This window comes from Aquimarina sp. I32.4, assembly GCF_002924285.1.
Taxonomy (GTDB): Bacteria; Bacteroidota; Bacteroidia; order Flavobacteriales; family Flavobacteriaceae; genus Aquimarina.
Genome location: NZ_PGUB01000049.1, coordinates 19,863 through 37,684, shown reverse-complemented (window position 1 = coordinate 37,684; position 17,822 = coordinate 19,863). Strand labels below are relative to the sequence as shown.

16 protein-coding genes are annotated in these 17,822 nt (G+C 30.9%); 13 read left to right on the top strand and 3 right to left on the bottom strand.

Features of this window, described 5'->3' with window-relative positions:
- Positions 1 to 423: IS1595 family transposase (locus CVD18_RS12380; protein ID WP_146052774.1), on the bottom strand; the 423-nt coding region annotated here is incomplete at its 3' end.
- Positions 424 to 642: 219 nt separating this feature from the next.
- On the opposite strand from CVD18_RS12380, the gene CVD18_RS12375 reads away from it, so the two are divergent.
- Positions 643 to 1,242: a hypothetical protein gene (locus CVD18_RS12375; protein WP_146052773.1), complete on the top strand. Its 600-nt coding sequence runs from the start codon at positions 643 to 645 to the stop codon at positions 1,240 to 1,242.
- A 54-nt stretch (positions 1,243 to 1,296) separates the two neighbouring features.
- On the opposite strand, the gene CVD18_RS12370 is transcribed toward CVD18_RS12375, so the two are convergent.
- Positions 1,297 to 2,283, bottom strand: coding sequence for a fasciclin domain-containing protein (locus tag CVD18_RS12370; RefSeq protein WP_103865760.1), 987 nt, complete (start codon positions 2,281 to 2,283; stop codon positions 1,297 to 1,299).
- A gap of 285 nt (positions 2,284 to 2,568) precedes the next feature.
- On the opposite strand from CVD18_RS12370, the gene CVD18_RS12365 reads away from it, so the two are divergent.
- The 12 genes from CVD18_RS12365 (at position 2,569) to CVD18_RS12310 (ending at position 17,051) form a co-directional block, all read left to right on the top strand.
- Entirely contained in the window at positions 2,569 to 4,011 is a 1,443-nt protein-coding gene (locus CVD18_RS12365; RefSeq protein WP_103865759.1) for a lipopolysaccharide biosynthesis protein, read from the top strand.
- 68 nt (positions 4,012 to 4,079) lie between these two features.
- The gene (locus tag CVD18_RS12360; RefSeq protein ID WP_146052772.1) at positions 4,080 to 5,498 is read left to right on the top strand and encodes a hypothetical protein; all 1,419 of its coding nucleotides are present in this window, start codon (positions 4,080 to 4,082) and stop codon (positions 5,496 to 5,498) included.
- Positions 5,499 to 7,244: an asparagine synthase-related protein gene (locus CVD18_RS12355; protein WP_103865757.1), complete on the top strand. Its 1,746-nt coding sequence runs from the start codon at positions 5,499 to 5,501 to the stop codon at positions 7,242 to 7,244.
- Between the two features lie 46 nt (positions 7,245 to 7,290).
- A complete protein-coding gene (locus tag CVD18_RS23375; protein ID WP_255409446.1) occupies positions 7,291 to 7,422 on the top strand; it encodes a hypothetical protein in 132 nt (43 codons plus the stop codon).
- 92 nt (positions 7,423 to 7,514) lie between these two features.
- Positions 7,515 to 8,546 carry a RimK family alpha-L-glutamate ligase gene (locus CVD18_RS12345; RefSeq protein ID WP_103865755.1) on the top strand — a complete coding sequence of 344 codons (1,032 nt, stop codon included), beginning with the start codon at positions 7,515 to 7,517 and terminating at the stop codon, positions 8,544 to 8,546.
- Positions 8,547 to 8,730: 184 nt separating this feature from the next.
- On the top strand, positions 8,731 to 9,651 hold the full coding sequence (locus CVD18_RS12340; protein ID WP_103865754.1) for a glycosyltransferase family 4 protein: 921 nt from the start codon (positions 8,731 to 8,733) through the stop codon (positions 9,649 to 9,651).
- Positions 9,648 to 10,655, top strand: coding sequence for a peptidoglycan bridge formation glycyltransferase FemA/FemB family protein (locus CVD18_RS12335; RefSeq protein WP_103865753.1), 1,008 nt, complete (start codon positions 9,648 to 9,650; stop codon positions 10,653 to 10,655). Before CVD18_RS12340 ends, CVD18_RS12335 begins: the two co-directional genes overlap by 4 nt.
- The gene (locus CVD18_RS12330; protein ID WP_103865752.1) at positions 10,652 to 11,716 is read left to right on the top strand and encodes a DUF354 domain-containing protein; all 1,065 of its coding nucleotides are present in this window, start codon (positions 10,652 to 10,654) and stop codon (positions 11,714 to 11,716) included. Before CVD18_RS12335 ends, CVD18_RS12330 begins: the two co-directional genes overlap by 4 nt.
- An 8-nt stretch (positions 11,717 to 11,724) precedes the next feature.
- The gene (locus CVD18_RS12325; RefSeq protein ID WP_103865751.1) at positions 11,725 to 12,507 is read left to right on the top strand and encodes a hypothetical protein; all 783 of its coding nucleotides are present in this window, start codon (positions 11,725 to 11,727) and stop codon (positions 12,505 to 12,507) included.
- 252 nt (positions 12,508 to 12,759) lie between these two features.
- Positions 12,760 to 13,896, top strand: a complete 1,137-nt coding sequence (locus CVD18_RS12320) for a sugar transferase (RefSeq protein WP_103865750.1) — start codon at positions 12,760 to 12,762, stop codon at positions 13,894 to 13,896.
- 39 nt (positions 13,897 to 13,935) lie between these two features.
- Entirely contained in the window at positions 13,936 to 14,712 is a 777-nt protein-coding gene (locus CVD18_RS12315) for a polysaccharide biosynthesis/export family protein (protein WP_103865749.1), read from the top strand.
- Positions 14,713 to 14,717: 5 nt separating this feature from the next.
- On the top strand, positions 14,718 to 17,051 hold the full coding sequence (locus CVD18_RS12310; RefSeq protein WP_158250449.1) for a tyrosine-protein kinase: 2,334 nt from the start codon (positions 14,718 to 14,720) through the stop codon (positions 17,049 to 17,051).
- 107 nt (positions 17,052 to 17,158) lie between these two features.
- On the opposite strand, the gene CVD18_RS12305 is transcribed toward CVD18_RS12310, so the two are convergent.
- A complete protein-coding gene (locus CVD18_RS12305) occupies positions 17,159 to 17,368 on the bottom strand; it encodes a hypothetical protein (RefSeq protein WP_103865747.1) in 210 nt (69 codons plus the stop codon).
- Positions 17,369 to 17,822 lie beyond the last annotated feature (454 nt).

The window sequence follows — 17,822 nt, the reverse complement described above, 5'->3', positions numbered from 1 at the left end:
ACAAACAGTTTCAAAAAAACCTTCATCTAATTCTATTTCCTCTCCTAATTCGTATTGTTCGTCTCTAAGCCCCATAACACTTCGTAATTTATGAACCATTGACCAGATAGGCTCATAACGTTTATGACCTATTTGACGTTGAATTTCTTTAGCAGAAAATGATTTCTTTGTACTTGTTATTAAGTGCATGGCTATAAACCAGTATTGGTAGGGCAATTTACTGCTCTGCATTACCGTTCCACTCTTCAAAGTAGTACGATGCTTACAGCTCTTACATTCCCATTGCTCTCTGTTCTTTTTCCAGTAATGGGAAGTACTACCGCATTTTTTACACGTTACACCTTCTTGTAAACGATACGATTTAAATGCTATCTTACAGCTTTCCTCGTCTGGATAATGCTTAAAAAACTCAATTAATTTCATACTTTAAAGATACCAAGTAATAGGGAAACATACGGATAAGCATATAATGTTATTACCATTTTGCAGGTATAGATTAGATAGTAATAATAACTTATGGTCAATTTATATCTACTCCTATTGCAATTATAAAAGCATGATATATCATATTATACATGTATAATAATTTATTGACAAGTATACTATTATACAATCGTGTAGCGTTCTTTTAAAAAGTCTGTGATGAAATTTATTAATTTTTTTAGTTGCTTTTTTTTAATGCTAGCAATTACCCCTACTAGAGCGCAAGGATATAAAACTCAAGATAACCCATGGATTCTTGGGATAGGCGCAAATATTGTATATGATCCTGGAGCATTGTTTTCAGGCTTGTTTGATATAAAAGATAATTATAATTATCATAGTCCAGTTAGGGTATCATTAGAAAAAAGATTTAATGATGATTATGGGTTTGAAGTATCAGGTAATTTTAATAAGTTATTAGAAGGTAAGGTTATAAATGGAGGAAGATTAGAAGATGAGATTAACTTTCTTGCGTTAGACGGCATGTTCAAATATTATATAACCAATACGTATCAGAATAAATATAGAGCTATTTATGAAGGATATCTAGCAACAGGAATAGGAGGAAGTTTTTATAACGGGTCAGGAGCAAAAACAGCCAATTTAGGGGTAGGGTTTAATATATATTTATCAGAGAGCATTCGCTTTAATGCACAAGCTACTGGAAAAATATCTATTGATAATAGTACCGTAGGAACTAATTATATTCATTATAATCTTGGTTTTATTATAAGACTTGAAGATTCACATTTTAATTAAATAAACCGCTATCTATAGATAGCGGTTTATTATGATTAATTTATAACTGTTCACTTATTCAATTAAAACAGCATCAATAACATGAATATATCCATTGGCAGTTTCTACATTAGAATGGATAATTTGTACTGTATCATTAACTGTAAATAAGGAGCTATTAAAACCGATACTAATGGTTTTACCAAATAGAGGAGAAAATATCATACCATTGTGTATAGCTCTAGTGTCAAATTTTCCCTCTACAACATGATGTAAAAGAAGGTCTCTAAGAGCATCGCCAACAGGAAGTGTTTCTATCATCTCAAAAGCAGTATTTGTAGGCGCGAATACAGTATGAGGAGTGTCTGATTTCAATGTAGAAGAAAGCTCGGTTTTTTCTAAAGCACTAACTAGTTCGGTAAATCTACCATCACTAGCTAAAATATCTACAGTAGTTTCTTTAGGAGTAACTATCTCTTTAACATTGGCAAGCCATGTCCCTGTACTTTTAGTAGGGGTGGTTGTATACATGTCAAAATCACCAATAATACCGCCATTATCAGGGTTTTCATAACCAATACCATGTAGAAGAGTATTGTCTGGTAACTCGATAATAAGATAAACTGTGTAGTCAGCTAATATTGCTCCTCTTGCCTGAGATACTTCACCATTTCCAGAAACGTAAGTTCCTCTTAAAACCTTAAAAACATCACCGTAATAAGTAATGTCAAAACTTAATTTACCATTAAGATTTGTTTTAGCAAGCTCGCCATCATTAACAGTTCCATAAAAATAATAAGTGGCACCTTCTCCACTATAGAGTCTACCTGTTTGTTTTTCAGAAGCTAACCCTGTAGCTTTTTGGCCACGATGTAGCATTTCTCCAGAGATGCCTTGTGCAGTCATTTTTTCAATTTTATCAAAACTAATTAGCCTTGATTCTGTAAGCTCTGCTGCCTGTGGTGAGATTTCTTTTGCGGATTCGTTTTCGCAAGAAATTGTCATAAATACCGTAGTGATCACTAATACTAGTGAAATTGAATTTCTAAATAAACCTTTCATAGTTGATGAGTTTGTGTGATTAAAAAAATTAAAAAGTTTGTATGAATTTTGGGTATGAAAAGGAATATTAGGTAATGATAAAAGTAAGAAATGATTTAATAGCTTTTATTTTTTAACATGGTTTTATAATATGTAAGAATAATCTGTTAAATATTTAGTTATTAGAATGTAAACTTTTGTGATAATATATGGTTAGTATAAAATATCGAAATAAAAAGAGCGTTATTATGGCTTAAATCACATTTTAAAAATATAAGTATTTGAAACAAAAATATTATTTCTGCGGTGAATAGTCTAAAAAGTAAAGCTGCCAATGGTGTTATATGGAGTGGTATCGATAAGTCTTCTACAATGCTTATCCAGTTTATATTTGGAATTATTCTTGCGAGGTTACTATTGCCAGAGGATTTTGGACTGGTAGGGATGATTACTATTTTTATAACAATCTCTCAGGCTATTGTAGAAAGTGGGTTTAGCAGAGCATTAATTCAAAAAAAGGATGCAAACCAGATAGACTATTCAACTACATTCTTTTTTAATTTCCTGATTAGTATTGTCGTCTATGCAATACTATATTTTACAGCACCGTTTATTGCTAATTTTTATAATGAGCCTATCTTAATTGATCTGGTTAAGGTTGTAGGGCTTAATGTTATTATTTCTTCGGCAGCAATTGTTCATCGCACAATTTTAATCAAACAAATTAATTTTAAAACACAAGCAATAGTAAATATTATAGCAGGACTTACTGGGGTCGCTGTTGGAATTAGTTGTGCGCTATCAGGTTTAGGAGTTTGGTCACTTGTATTACAGTATTTATCAAGGAATTTTATGACCTCACTTTTGTTTTGGGTGATGAATAGTTGGAAACCATCTTTAGTTTTCAGCATAGAAGCATTAAAACAACTTTTTGATTTTGGGTCTAAAATCTTGGCAACTACACTTTTATATGCAGCTTTCCAAAATATATATCTTGTTGTGATAGGGAAAATCTATAAATCAGAAGAGTTAGGATATTATACGCGAGCAACTTTATTCAAGCAGATCCCAGCAACATTGGTTACTACTATTATACAGAATGTATCATTCCCGATATTGGTAGATGTTATTGATGATAATGAGCAGGTAAAAAAAGTAATGAGAAGAAGCGTTAAGTTAACTGCTTTTTTACTTTTTCCTATGATTATTGTCTTAATCGTTTTTGCACATCCATTGGTTTTGATATTGCTAACAGAAAAGTGGCTACCTACTGTTATCTTATTGCAGATATTGACAATAGGAGTTATTTTTTTTCCTATTAATGCTATTAATACGAATCTATTGAATGCGAGAGGAAGATCTGATTTATTTCTGAAACTAGAAATTATAAATAATACAATTACTATTCTAACACTGGCAGCAACTTATCAGTTTGGTATGACAATTATAGCTATAGGATATGTTTGTGTATCCTGTATAGGATTTTTTACATATACTTATTATAGCGGAAAGCACATTGGATATTCAGGAATCAAACAAATTGTTGATATGATGCCTTATATTTTTGCAAGTGTTTTATCTGTTGTAATAAGCTATTTTATATGGAGTTATGTGGATAGTAGAGGTGTGTTTTTGGTAGGAGGGGTGGTAACAAGTGTGATAGGGTATATAATATGTTCCTATCTATTTAAGTTTAAGGAATATGAAGATATCAAAAATAGGATTCAATCAAAATTAAGAAAGACATAAAATATCTAAAAAAAGAACATTAAAAAATAAGATTAATATAAGGTGAAAATATATCTAACTCACTTAGTATGACATGGACAAAGGCATATTCAGGCATAGCACTGCTATTTGCGATAATCGTAATGGCAACGCATATATTGTTGTTTCCTGAATATACCATGCCATTATTAATCCTATTAGGGGGATTGGGTACAATTTTTTTATTCTTTATTGCTTTACCACACTATAGTAAGTATTGTGCTATTACTAATAATAGTACTGGATTTATTAAGAAACTCTTTTTGCATAGTATTCTTTATAGAATACTAGGAGTAATTATGATGTATGTATATACGTTGTTTTTTGATGAAGTGAGTTTGCCATTTGAGATAGGAGCGATTGATTCTATAAATTATGATGCATCAGGAAAAATGGTTGCAGAAGCTATAGAGAAGGGAAATGGTGTTTTTAAGACGTTATCTGGCTTTTGGAAAGGGCAATCAGATTATGGGTTTTCAATTGTAATAGGAGTTTTGTATTACATATTTGGATCCTATGTCATTGTAATAAAGGTTTTTAATATTCTTATAGGAAGCTTTACTGTAGTTAGAATGTATCAAATCACACGATATATTTATGATGAAAAAAGAGCTAGACTTACTGGAATCCTTATGATGCTCATGCCTCCTTTTTTGTGGTTTGGGGCTATGATATTAAAAGAAACACTTTTGATATTCATTATTGTAAACATAGGATATTTTGTAACAAAACTTATGTATACAGAGAAGTTTAGGCCTTTTGTTTTTGGTTTAATTATTTTTCAGATTGTAATCACTCTGTATTTCAGGACATTTATAGCACCACTATTATTAGGGTGCATTTTGCTTCAGGTTATTTTTCTAAAAACAAAAAGAAAACATTATCGTATTCTATCTGTATTTGTTTCATTACTAATTATTTATGGTAGTTATGCTATAGTGGAGCAGTTGGGGATGAAAGAAAATATAGAAGCTATTGTAGCAGCTAGTCAAAATCAATTTGATAATGAACTAAGTCATACAGCTAATACCAGAGGTATATCATACACAAAAGCAATAGTAGCGCCTTTACTTTTTGCAGGAGCTATTGTAACACCTTTTCCGTCTTTGTTAGATTTTGAAGAAGTTCAACTAGGGATTTTTGCACATTTTCAGAATGAGATCATACGTAATAGTTTATACTTTTTTATGTTTTTTGGTCTGTATAGAGCGATTAGATATTCCCCAAAAGCAAGTGTTTTTATTTTGAGTTTTGTAGTAGGGTATATTCTAATTTTGGCAATATCAGGAATATCTTTTCAAGATAGATTTCAGCTTTTGGCATTACCTTTTTTACTCATTTTTATGGCCGATGGCATGGTGACAGAATACCCTAAAAAGATGAAACATTGGAAAATATACTTGTTTTTCATTTTTGTAGCAATATTAATGTGGAACCTGTTTAAATTATCAAATAGAGAACTTTTATAAATGATAGATCATTTTATTATAACAGCATCAAGGAATACTGAACCAGATAAGTATCACATAGAGCTTACAGAAGACTGGATATTGACCACGCAAGGAAATAGGTATACTCACTATCATGAAGATGATAAGACAATCTTTGTTTTTGGAGATTATATAGGAGAAAAAGAAATTCTTTTTAGTTCTCATTCAGATAATATCCCCAAGCTTAGAGGTAATTTCTATGCTATTGTAGTTCATAATAAAACCATTAAAATATATAGTAGTTTCCTGAATGTGTTACCAATTTATTACACCACAGATAACAGCTGTTTCTCATCATCAATTCAGTACATTAGAGAAAAATCAAAAAAAGAGTTTTCGATAAATAAAAAATTTATTTTGGAGACGCTACTGTTTAATTATGGTTTTTTTAATAGAACACTATATCAAGAAATACAATTAGTTCCTTGTAATTCTTTTTTAACCATATTAGTAGACAGATTAGAAATACAAAAGCATTTGGACACTATTTCTATGTTCACTCAACACCCTGTAAAAGGAGCAAAAGTCGTTGACAGGTTAAGTGATTTATTTATAGAAACTACAAACCATTATTTTCCAGATACTAGTTTTGATATTGCTTTTACCAGTGGATTCGATGGACGAACTTTGGTAAGCTGTGCTACATTTCATAATAAAGATTTTAAAACTTTTTCTTTTGGAAGACCAGAGAATGATGATGTATCAATCCCCAAAGCAAATGCAGCCAAACTCAATATTCCTTATAAAAGCTTTGATTTAGGAAGTGAGGAGTATCTAAATCAAGAATATATACATAAAGCAATCTCATATATCTACCAATATCCAGGAGGAAATGGATTTATTTATCCACATTTTTTATATAGTACAGAGCAAATAGCCAAAGAATCAGATTACTTGCTTTCTGGTATTGTTGGTAGTGAGTTATTTAGGGCATTACATCTTACAGGAGCAGTAACTTCTACTACATTAGCAGATGTCTTTATAAGTACGACCTCACAAGAAATAAAAGATAAAATAACGAATGCAAAAGCATTAAAAGTAATACAAAAAGAAAATTATAAAACAGAACTTCAAGAATTGATAGATGAGGTAATAGCATATAAAGAAGCAATACCTAATCACCTTACCGAGAATCAGAAATTTTATGTCTTTGTATTTGAAGAGATTTTTAGAAAGTTTTTCGGACAATGGGTTAGTATACAAATGCAACATGTCAAAGTACGAACCCCTTTTCTCGATTATACATTTATCAAAGAATTACTTGCCACCAAGTATGCAGGAGCAAACAATGACTTTTTTACAGAAAACCCTTTAAAACGAATGAAAGGACAATATCTATACACAGATATTATAAAAAAGACAAATAGTATAATCTACCATCAAATAACAGGAAAAGGATACCGTCCTAAAGATGTAAGAGAATTAATGTATTTATACAAGATTATTATCCCATTTATAAAAAAGCGCTTCAAACGAAAAGTGAAAACTCCAAACCTAGATAATCTAGGTATTATATCAGGAACATTAACACATAAAAAAATAATAGAAGAGACACTCAGAGAGACTTCTCTTTTCGATACATCTGTTTTAAGTAATATGCTCGATACTATATCACCACATACCCCAGAAAAAGAGCGAGATACATTACTTATAGCAGTGTCCATTTTAATAGCTATACAATATCAACCAAAAACAAACTCAAAACACCTTTCACACTATGAATAAAACAATGATACATACCAACTGTAATCAAAAGTTCGGTATCAAACACATGAAGACTCCATACCGCAAAGGCATGGATAAAGACAAGATAGCAGGTTACTTTGCAAAAAAATACCTAAAAGAAAATAGCTATAGAGATGAGTTTATTATACAGCATTTTATCCCTGATATAAATATATAACATTGTATTAAAGAATAAATAGCAATATAAAAAATGTATGCAGATAGTAATATTTACTATTTGAGAAACTAATCAATATAAAATGAATACTCATGGAAAAAATAGTAGCGCTTACTGATTACAAAGGAAATTTTGGATCAAAGCATATGGATACTCCTTACCGTAGTGGTATGGATAAGTCCAAACTAGCATATTATTTTCTTGAACATAATTATGAAGTTATATTTTCTGAATTTTCTGAAATAAACTGGAAATCAAAAGATCTATCTGAAAGCACTATTATTTATACATCTTCTGAAGATCCTAACTATTTTTATAAAAACTATATAGAAGATATAATATACGCATTAGAGCTGTCAAAGGCTCGAGTGATACCATCATATAAATATCTGAAAGCGAACAATAACAAAGTATTCATGGAGTTATTGAGAGACATTATTTTGCCAAGTCAATTTTGTAACCTGAAAACATTTAAATTAGGTACAATAGATGAATTAGAACCTTGTCTCAAAGAAATGGAGTATCCTGTTGTGCTAAAAGGAGCTATGGGAGCATCTGGAACAACGGTACGCCTGGCAAAAAATGAAAAAGACCTGATCAAAAAAACAAAAAAGATAGCAAGAACATTTTATCTGAAAAATTATTTGTGGGAACTAGGACGAACCTACAAACATAAAGGATATATTAAAGACTCTATTTATAGAAAAAAATTCATTATCCAGCAGTTTGTACCTAACCTAAAAAAAGACTGGAAAATCCTTGTATTTGGTAAACGCTATTTTGTGTTAACCAGATATAATAGAGAAAATGATTTTCGGGCGAGTGGTAGTAAAACAAATTATAAGCCAGGAACCCAATCAGAATTAACTCATCAAATACTGGATTTTGCAGAAAAAATTTTTCAGCATTTAGACATACCTCATGTTTCATTAGATATTGCTTATGATGGAGAGAAATATTACCTGATAGAAATGCAGGGAATTTATTTTGGAACTTCTATTGTAAACATGTCTGATGCTTATTTTGTTAAAACAGAAAACGGTTGGTCAGCAAAAGAAATAGCTATAGATCTCGAAAAAATCTATACAGATTCAATTTGTCAATACATAAAAAAAAGTATGTGACCACCGTATAAACAACAATAATAACTAACTGTTTTTTGGAGGACATTTTCGTATAAATACATACATGTACGTTTCAATATAATTGAAGCCATGATAGGATAGGCTCTAAAATTAAATAATAATATTTAGAAGCAAATGATGGGTATGCACGTATCTGGTCTCTAAAACAATATCTATAAAACAGATGAAAATTCTTTTTATAAGCAGTGGGAATGCAAAAAATGGCATTTCTCCTATCATTAAAAATCAAGGACAATCTTTGATAGACTTAGGTCATCAAGTTGTCTTTTATGGGATAAAAGGCAAAGGAATTAAGGGGTATTTCAGCAATATATTTAAACTAAAAAAGTTTTTGAAAAATAAAGAATTCGATTGTATTCATGCACATTATTCATTAAGCGCAATGGTCGCTGCTTTATCAGGAGCCAAACCTTTGGTCGTTTCATTAATGGGAAGTGACGTAAAAGAATCGAGATTTTTTAAATATTTAATTATATTTTTTAATTCTTTTTTTTGGAAAAAAGTTATTGTCAAATCCAAAGACATGCAAAAAGCATCAGGTTTAGATGAAGTTTATGTTATTCCCAACGGAGTAGATGTTAAAAAATTTAAACCCTATACAAAAGTAGAAGCATTAAAGATTACGCAATGGAACTCTCAAAAAAAACATATTCTTTTTGCCGCAAACCCAGCACGTTTTGAGAAGAATTTTATACTAGCTGAAGCTGCTTTTGAGTTATTGCAAGAAAGCGAATTTGAATTACATACACTAGTAGATATTCCTAATGATCTGATGCCTTATTATTTTAATTCTGCAGATGTAGTATTACTTACTAGTTTGTGGGAAGGCTCTCCAAACGTAATAAAAGAAGCTATGGCTTGTAACAGTAAGATTGTGGCCGTAGATGTAGGAGACATAAGAAAAGTTATAGCAGATACCAAAGGGTGTTTTGTTACTGGTTTTACCCCACAAGAAATTGCAGATCGTATTCAAGAAGCATCATCTCTGGAACAAAAAACAACAGGTAGAGATACAATTAACCACTTGACCTCTGAGACCATTGCACATCAGTTGATAAAAGTATACAAAAGCGCAATATCATGACAAAAGAATTTAAAATGCATAACATGTTAGATGCTATCACAGAACAGCAATGGCAAGTACTATTAGCATCATCTGATACAGCAAATTTTTTTCAGACCAAACAAGCACTACATTTTTACAAAAATGTAGGATTAGAAACATTTGGCTTTGCTATCGAACGAGGTTCAAAAATAACAGCTTTGATTGCGGGGATTATCCAAAAAGAAAAAGGGATCAAATCTACGTTTACAAGTAGAGCAATTATTTATGGTGGTCCTGTTTTTAGTAATGATGTAACAAATACAGAAGTAGAAGAACTGTTAGAGCAAGTAATAAAGAAGATGCATAAAAAAGCTATTTATTTTGAGATCAGGAATCTTAATGATTATAGCAGTTACAAAGATGTTTTTCAAAAAGTAGGATTTGAGTATGTGCCACATTGTAACTTTCATTTGGATTGTAGAGATGAGCAAGCAATGCGAAAACGGATGAGCAGTAGTAAGCTTAGGCAAGTTAAGAAAAGTATTAAAAATGGAGCAGAAATTATAGAAGCTCAAAATGTAGATGAGGTAGCATTATACTATACCATTTTACATCATTTGTATACCACCAAAGTTAAAACTCCATTGCCAGACCTTGAATTTTTTCAGAAAATGTGGGAAAGCAAAACCGCAAGATTTCTTTTGATCCACTATCAAGGAGAGATTATAGGAGGGATTGTCTGCCCAATCCTTAGTAATAAAGTAATCTATGAATGGTTTGTCTGTGGTAAAGATGGGGTTTACAAAAATATATATCCTAGTATATTGGCAACTTGGGCAGCTATGGAGTATGCCTATAAAAATAATATAGCACGATTTGATTTTATGGGAGCAGGAAAACCAGATCAGGATTATGGAGTAAGAGAATTTAAATCCAAATTTGGTGGAGACCTAGTAGAGCACGGCAGGTTTTTGTATGTGGCCAAACCCATACTATACAACATTGGTAAGACCGCAGTAAAAATTTTAAAAAAGACATCATGAGAATATTAGTCGATATAGGACATCCAGGACATGTGCATCTTTTTAAAAATTTAGCAAAAAGAATGCAACAAAAAGAGCATGAGTTCTTATTTACATGCAGGCAAAAGGAGTACGAAATAGAACTGCTCAAAGCAGAAGGTTTTAATTATAAGTCCTTTGGTAAAAAATACAATACAACAGCAGGAAAGGTTTTTGGTTTATTCAAGTTTGATATGATGGAGATCATTCAAGGGCTGAAATTTAAACCAGATATATTCATGAGTCATGGCTCGCCCTATGCGGCACATGCCGCAGCAGTACTTCAAAAACCACACATATCATTAGAAGATTCAGGTAACTGGGAGCAAATCAAAATATATTTACCTTTTACAAAAGCCGTGCTTACTCCATCGGTGCTTGTAGAAGATCTAGGGCCAAAACAAATACGCTATAACGGGTATCATGAATTGGCATATTTACACCCAGAATATTTTCAAAGCAAACAAGCATATCATAAAATTCTTAATATCAAAGAAGATGAAAAATATGTTTTATTGCGATTTGTTTCGTGGAATGCCTCACATGATAAAGGGCAGAATGGCTTCTCAGAAAAAGAAAAAGAAGAATTAGTAAGATACCTAACAGACAGGTATACGGTGTTTATCTCTTCAGAAAGTAAATTACCAAAAGAATACCAAAGATTTAATATCAAAATAGCACCAGAACAAATGCATGAAGTGTTATCAGGAGCTACAATGTTTATTGGTGAAGGAGCCACTATGGCATCAGAAGCAGGTGTTTTGGGCACCCCCTCTATATATGTAAACTCTTTGAAGAGAGCTTATAATGAGGATCAGGAACAATATGGATTAGTATACAACTTTCAAAACGGAAAAAATGTTTTGGATAAAGTCAAAGAATTAGAAAAAATTCCTAACCTAAAAGAAGTTTTTAAAGAAAGACAACAAAAGCTTCTGGCAGATAAAATAGATGTAACTGCATTTATGATGTGGTTTGTAGAAAATTTTCCAGAGAGTCAAATTACTATGAAAACAAACCCTGATTATCATCTTAATTTTTAAAAAAAACAATGGATTTTACAGTAAAAAAATATACAGAGCTATTAGAGTCATTGATCAGGCAAAACTACACATTTCAAACTTTTGATGAGTTTATTGCTACCCCTAATCAAAAAGCAATTGTGCTGCGTCATGATGTAGATTTATTGCCTTATAACTCTCTTGCGTTTGCAAGAATACAAGCAGCACATACTATAAAAGGAACCTACTATTTTAGAGCAGTGCCAGAGAGTTGGAACGAAAAAGTAATACAAGAAATAGCAGATTTAGGGCATGAAATAGGGTATCATTATGAATGCCTGACTACAGTCGATGGAGATTTGCAAAAAGGAATAAAAGATTTTGAGAAAAACCTTGAAGCCTTAAGAAAGTTAGCACCAGTAACCACAATATGTATGCATGGTAGCCCTATGTCTAAGTACGATTCTAAAGATTTATGGAAAACCTACTCATACAAAGATTATGAGATTACAGCAGAGCCCTATTTTGATGTAGATTTTGAGCAAGTCTTTTATTTAACAGATACAGGACGCCGATGGGATGGTCATAAGGTAAGTGTGAGAGATCGTGTAGAAACATCCTTCACTGATACATTTCATGCAACTGATGAAATCATTAGAAAAGCAGATAGATTACCTGATAAAATCATGTTTACCTTTCATCCACAACGATGGAATGATAATATGGTATTATGGAGCAAAGAACTTTTGCTTCAGAACGTTAAAAATGTGATTAAACGATACTTTTTTGTTGAAAAAAAAGAATTTTATAAAAAAATGAAAAAAAAACAGTAATGATAAAGTATTGTTAATCAGTTGATAATAATTTGTTTTATGTAAAACTGTATTTTTTAGTATAAAAATTTTACGTTGAATTAACAATACAGTATACTATTATGATTGTATCCCCGTTACCATAGGTGTTAAGGTTTGATAATTAATGTACTAACATGTTAATTTTTGTTAATTAATTTAACAAGTATTAACTTTTTTTTTACACATACCCATCTATCTAACCAATTTGCGCAAACTCAAAAATTATATCAAATGCTAACTAAATTTCCCCAGTTTATAGACAGGCAAATTGAAGAGCTTTTAAATCCAGAAAATTCCAATGATACCAATTTGGATCGTGAGTGGAATGTCGATAGGAAAAAATTAATGATCGATGAAATAGGAGAAGAAGCTTTTAAATTTATAGATGAACATGCAACGCAGATACCAAAAGATGTATTCGTAACTGCAACTAGAATTCGTTTTAATATCGATAATGTAGAGGATGATCGATATAGGAGTATCGTAAATCTAAAACGAGTTAATGATTTTAGGAGAATCAATAAATATTTTAAATCTGTTAATGCAAAATTACCAGAAGGAGGTATTTTTATCAATCATGTAGAAACTCATGCTGTTCGTAAAAATAGGCTCTTAAAAAAACTCTATAAGCCATTTAATTATATGTATTATGCGGCAGATGTAGTGTTGACCAGAATTTTTCCTAAACTTAAGCTTACCAAAGGGTTGTATTTTCATATAACACAAGGAAAAGGACGTGTGTTAACCAAAGCAGAAACTTTTGGACGACTATATTCTTGTGGTTTTGAAGTTCTAGAAGAGAGAAGTATTGATAACTTATTACATTTTGTAGCCAGAAAAGTTAAAGAGCCAGTATTTGATAATACTCCCACCTATGGGCCATTAATTAAGTTAAAAAGATTAGGCAAGGATGGCAAAATAATAAAAGTCTATAAGTTTAGAACTATGTATCCATTTTCTGAATACTTACAGCAATATATTTTTGAGAAAAATAACCTGAAAGACGGAGGTAAGATCAAAAATGATTTCAGAATATCTCATGAAGGAAAAATAATGAGAAAATACTGGATAGATGAATTACCGATGATTTATAATTTTATCAAAGGTGAAATGAAACTGATAGGGGTTCGCCCGCTAAGTAGTCATTATTTTAGTTTATATCCAAAAGAACTCCAAGAAAAGAGATTACAGGTAAAACCAGGATTGATACCACCATTTTATGCAGATATGCCTAAAACATTAGAAGAAATTGTAGCTTCAGAATTGAAGTATCTAGAAGCATATCAAAAAGCACCTTTAAAAACAGATATAGAGTACTGTATAAAAATAGCAAAAAACATACTTCTACGAGGAAAAAGAAGCTGTTAAAAACCATTCTCTTTTTGCAATATTAAATTAATTACATATATGATCATAAAAATAGTACGTACCCTTTTTCTATATAGTACGGCAATATTATTAACTTCTTGTGCTTCAAAAAAAGATATTGTTTATTTTCAAGATATCACTAATGCCTACGAGAAAGAAGTAAAAGTACAATACAAAACCATTTTTGAACCAGATGATTTATTATCTATTACAGTATCATCATCAGATATGCAAGGATTAGAACCCTTTAATCTACCAGCAGTTTCTATAAATACAATGCCAGGTAGTGTAGTAGGAGAAAGAAAACAACTTACATATCTCATAAAAAATGATGGAGCCATTGATTTTCCCGTATTGGGAAAAATAAAATTAGAAGGACTATCCTTGATTCAAGCAACCAATGTGCTCAAAGAAAAACTGTCTGATTATATCAAAGACCCTATTGTACATATAGAGCTAGTGAATTTTAAAATAACAGTACTAGGAGAGGTCAATAAACCAGGAACTTTTACGATTCCTAATGAACGCATAAGTATTATTGAAGCATTGGGATTGGCAGGAGACTTAACAATCACTGGTAAAAGAAAAGATATTCTAGTTATACGAGAACAAGACGGCAAGTATAAATACCATAGAATTGATATCACTTCTGATCAAGTTTTTAATTCCCCTGTTTTTTACCTCAAACAAAATGATGCAATTTATGTTACTCCTAATAAGGCAAAAATAAAATCATCATCATATAATAAAAATACACCTATATGGGTGTCTGTAGCATCCGTATTATTATCTGTTGTAATTTTATTAACCCGCTAGTATATATGGATTATCAATACGAACAAGAAAAAAACGGTCTTACGGTAAAAGATCACTTTCAGAATTACTTAAAATACTGGAAACTATTTTTAATCTCAGGCATTTTATGTGTGCTATTAGCATTTTTCTATTTAAAATATACTCCCGTTGAATATAAGGTAACCTCTACTATATTGATTAAAGGAGAAAAAGCAGGGATTTTATCAGAATTATCTGCTTTTGAGGATTTAAGTATTGTAAAATCCAATAATAAAGAAGTAGAAAATGAAATAGAAATACTAAAATCTAGACCTCTTTTTGAAAATGTAGTCAAAAAACTCAAGCTACATCATCAATATTTTGCAAAAAGAAAATTCTCAAAAAGATTAGTAGAACTCTATAAGAAGCGACCAGTAACAATACTATTTGTTAACGACTCATTGTTTGTAGATGAACCAATAGAATTAAAGATTATTATTAATTCTAAAACTGATTTTACTATAAAAGAAGAAAAACAAGACATTGAGGTAAAAGGCATATTTGGAAAAGAAGTAAAGACAAAAGTAGGTAACTTATTATTGACCCCCAATCACGAATATTTTGATGCATTTTTAGGAAAAGAAATATTCTTATCAATTCAGGTAGTATCTGATGTAGTAGAAGATTATAAAAAGAGAATTAATATAGGTTTAGTTAATAAAGATGCCAATGTAATTTCTTTAAAATTAAATACAGCGACAAGAGAAAAAGCAAAAGATATTCTCAATGGGTTAGTAGAAGAATATAATATAGATGCCATTAGGGATAAAAATATGATTTATGAAAACACAGCCAATTTTATAAAAGAAAGGCTATCAATCATAAATACAGAATTATCCGATATAGAACATGGAGTTGAAAAATTTAAAACATCTAATAATCTTACTAATGTAACAACAGAAACCGAGTTGTTTTTAGAAACCTCCTCAGATAATAAGAGAGGTGTACTAGAGACAAATACACAATTAGGGTTAGTAGATTTTATGAATGGTCACTTAAAAGACAATACAGAAGATTTATTACCTGTAAATCTAGGTTTTTCTGATGAAGCTGTTACTGGTATTATAGCTAGTTATAATGAAACAGCACTTAGAAGAAATGAAGTATTAAAAGGAACAACATCTCAAAACCCCATAGTTGTTAGTCTTAATGATAAGTTAGAAAGCTTGAGAGTAAGCTTGCAACAAAGTCTTAAGAACCAAAAGACAACACTAAAAATAAAACTCAAAAACCTCGAACGTCAAGAATCAAGAATGAGAGGTAAAATAGCCTCTTTACCCAAAAAAGAAAGAGAATTAAGAGATATTGTAAGGCAACAAGAGATAAAAGAAACCTTATACCTCTACCTATTACAAAAAAGAGAAGAAACAGCAATCTCACTCTCTGCTACAGTGGCTAATGCAAAAGTTATTGAGAAAGCATATTGCTCTAAAAATCCAGTAAAACCAAAAAAAAGGATTATTGTATTAGTTGCATTATTTGGAACATTGTTGATCCCCGCAATACTCATATTTTTCAAAGATCTTTTTGATACTAAAGTAAAAGATAGATTAGAGATAGAAAAAACCTTAGATATTCCAATAGTAGCAGAAATACCAAAGGTTGATACCAAAGAAAATGTGATTATCTCTACCACAGATCGATCTGTTACAGCAGAATCATTTAGGATTTTTGAGAGTAATCTTAAGTTTTTACTATCTGATGACAGTCACAAACAATGTAAAACTATTTTAATAACCTCATCAACAGTAGGAGAAGGAAAAACTTTTATATCCACCAACCTTTCTATCGCCTTGGCAGATCCAGATAAGAAGGTAGCATTGTTGGGACTAGACCTTAGGTCTCCTAAAATACTTGAGTATCTTGCTATAGACGATTATATAGGAGTATCAAATTATATCAGAGACGAGCAATTAACTCTAGAAGATATCTGTATCAATATGGATCATATTCCCAATTTAGATATTATTTGTTCAGGAGTAATACCACCTAATCCAATAGAATTGATAAAAAGCAAACGGTTACAACAATTAATCACAGAATTAAAAGATCAATATGATTATCTGGTAATAGATACTCCTCCTGTAAGTTTGGTGGCAGATGCTCTTTTACTAAGTGATTATGTAGATTTATGTATCTACATAGTAAGGTCTGATTTGACAGAAAGAAAATTTTTGAAAGTAGTTCAAAACCTATATAAAGATAAACGTTTTACACATCTTTCGATATTATTAAATGGTGTAGAAACTCAGTCAAAAAGTTATTATGGGTATTCTTATGGGCAACCGCAAAAGTCAAAACCTTGGTGGAAATTTTTCTGAATTTTTAGTCATTAAGGGGTTTAATTTTTTTTTTTGATTCTAGTGAAAAGAGCATTTTTATAGCGAATTGAAGAAGTTTAAATCGCCTCAATCACAATGTTTTAAATCTATACATCAGATTTCTTTTTTTCTGATTCTTGAGTATCATCTTTATGTATGTCATCAGTAAGACAACAGCTCTCAATAGGTTTTTTTCGCAATATCTTCTCTCTTACAAAATCAAAAAGTATCGTATATAGTATCACAAACACTCCCCCTATAAAAGCAAGAATCCCCATACATAAACGAAAAATAAAACCTGCAATCTGGTTTATCATAATGATTGTATGTTTAAAATGTAAAACTCCATTGTATATCCAAAGATAAAATAAGTCGGGTATGGTAATTTAATAGTCTTAATATCAAAAAAATATTTCCTTATAATATATGATGGTAAGTTAGGTGTGAAAAAACAAAAGTAGGCATTTTGATTTAAGATCACAACTAGGTGTGTTAATGGTCTTGTTTCCTTGCACTTAGGTTCTTTTTTAAACCCAGTTTCTATAGTAGAACTACGTTATAAAGCCTGAAAGTACAATAAAAAATGCAGCGTAACGTCCGTTTTTTCAGAACTTACAAGATGTAATAGATTTTATAATGCATAGCGGGTTAGATAAGAACCACATAATTTAACCCACATATCCTTTGTTTTAAGGGGGGTTCCTTATAACGTAGGTTATTTTCCGTTATACGTAGAGGAATAGGAGGTAGGAGTTTTTATTTTTGATTAGA

Bases quoted from the DNA above. Each gene is read 5' to 3' on its own strand.
- CVD18_RS12375 (WP_146052773.1), top strand. From the start codon at position 643: ATGAAATTTATTAATTTTTTTAGTTGCTTTTTTTTAATGCTAGCAATT.
- CVD18_RS12370 (WP_103865760.1), bottom strand. From the start codon at position 2,283: ATGAAAGGTTTATTTAGAAATTCAATTTCACTAGTATTAGTGATCACT.
- CVD18_RS12360 (WP_146052772.1), top strand. From the start codon at position 4,080: ATGACATGGACAAAGGCATATTCAGGCATAGCACTGCTATTTGCGATA.
- CVD18_RS12355 (WP_103865757.1), top strand. From the start codon at position 5,499: ATGATAGATCATTTTATTATAACAGCATCAAGGAATACTGAACCAGAT.
- CVD18_RS23375 (WP_255409446.1), top strand. From the start codon at position 7,291: ATGAAGACTCCATACCGCAAAGGCATGGATAAAGACAAGATAGCAGGT.
- CVD18_RS12345 (WP_103865755.1), top strand. From the start codon at position 7,515: ATGGAAAAAATAGTAGCGCTTACTGATTACAAAGGAAATTTTGGATCA.
- CVD18_RS12340 (WP_103865754.1), top strand. From the start codon at position 8,731: ATGAAAATTCTTTTTATAAGCAGTGGGAATGCAAAAAATGGCATTTCT.
- CVD18_RS12335 (WP_103865753.1), top strand. From the start codon at position 9,648: ATGACAAAAGAATTTAAAATGCATAACATGTTAGATGCTATCACAGAA.
- CVD18_RS12330 (WP_103865752.1), top strand. From the start codon at position 10,652: ATGAGAATATTAGTCGATATAGGACATCCAGGACATGTGCATCTTTTT.
- CVD18_RS12325 (WP_103865751.1), top strand. From the start codon at position 11,725: ATGGATTTTACAGTAAAAAAATATACAGAGCTATTAGAGTCATTGATC.
- CVD18_RS12320 (WP_103865750.1), top strand. From the start codon at position 12,760: ATGCTAACTAAATTTCCCCAGTTTATAGACAGGCAAATTGAAGAGCTT.
- CVD18_RS12315 (WP_103865749.1), top strand. From the start codon at position 13,936: ATGATCATAAAAATAGTACGTACCCTTTTTCTATATAGTACGGCAATA.
- CVD18_RS12310 (WP_158250449.1), top strand. From the start codon at position 14,718: ATGGATTATCAATACGAACAAGAAAAAAACGGTCTTACGGTAAAAGAT.
- CVD18_RS12305 (WP_103865747.1), bottom strand. From the start codon at position 17,368: ATGATAAACCAGATTGCAGGTTTTATTTTTCGTTTATGTATGGGGATT.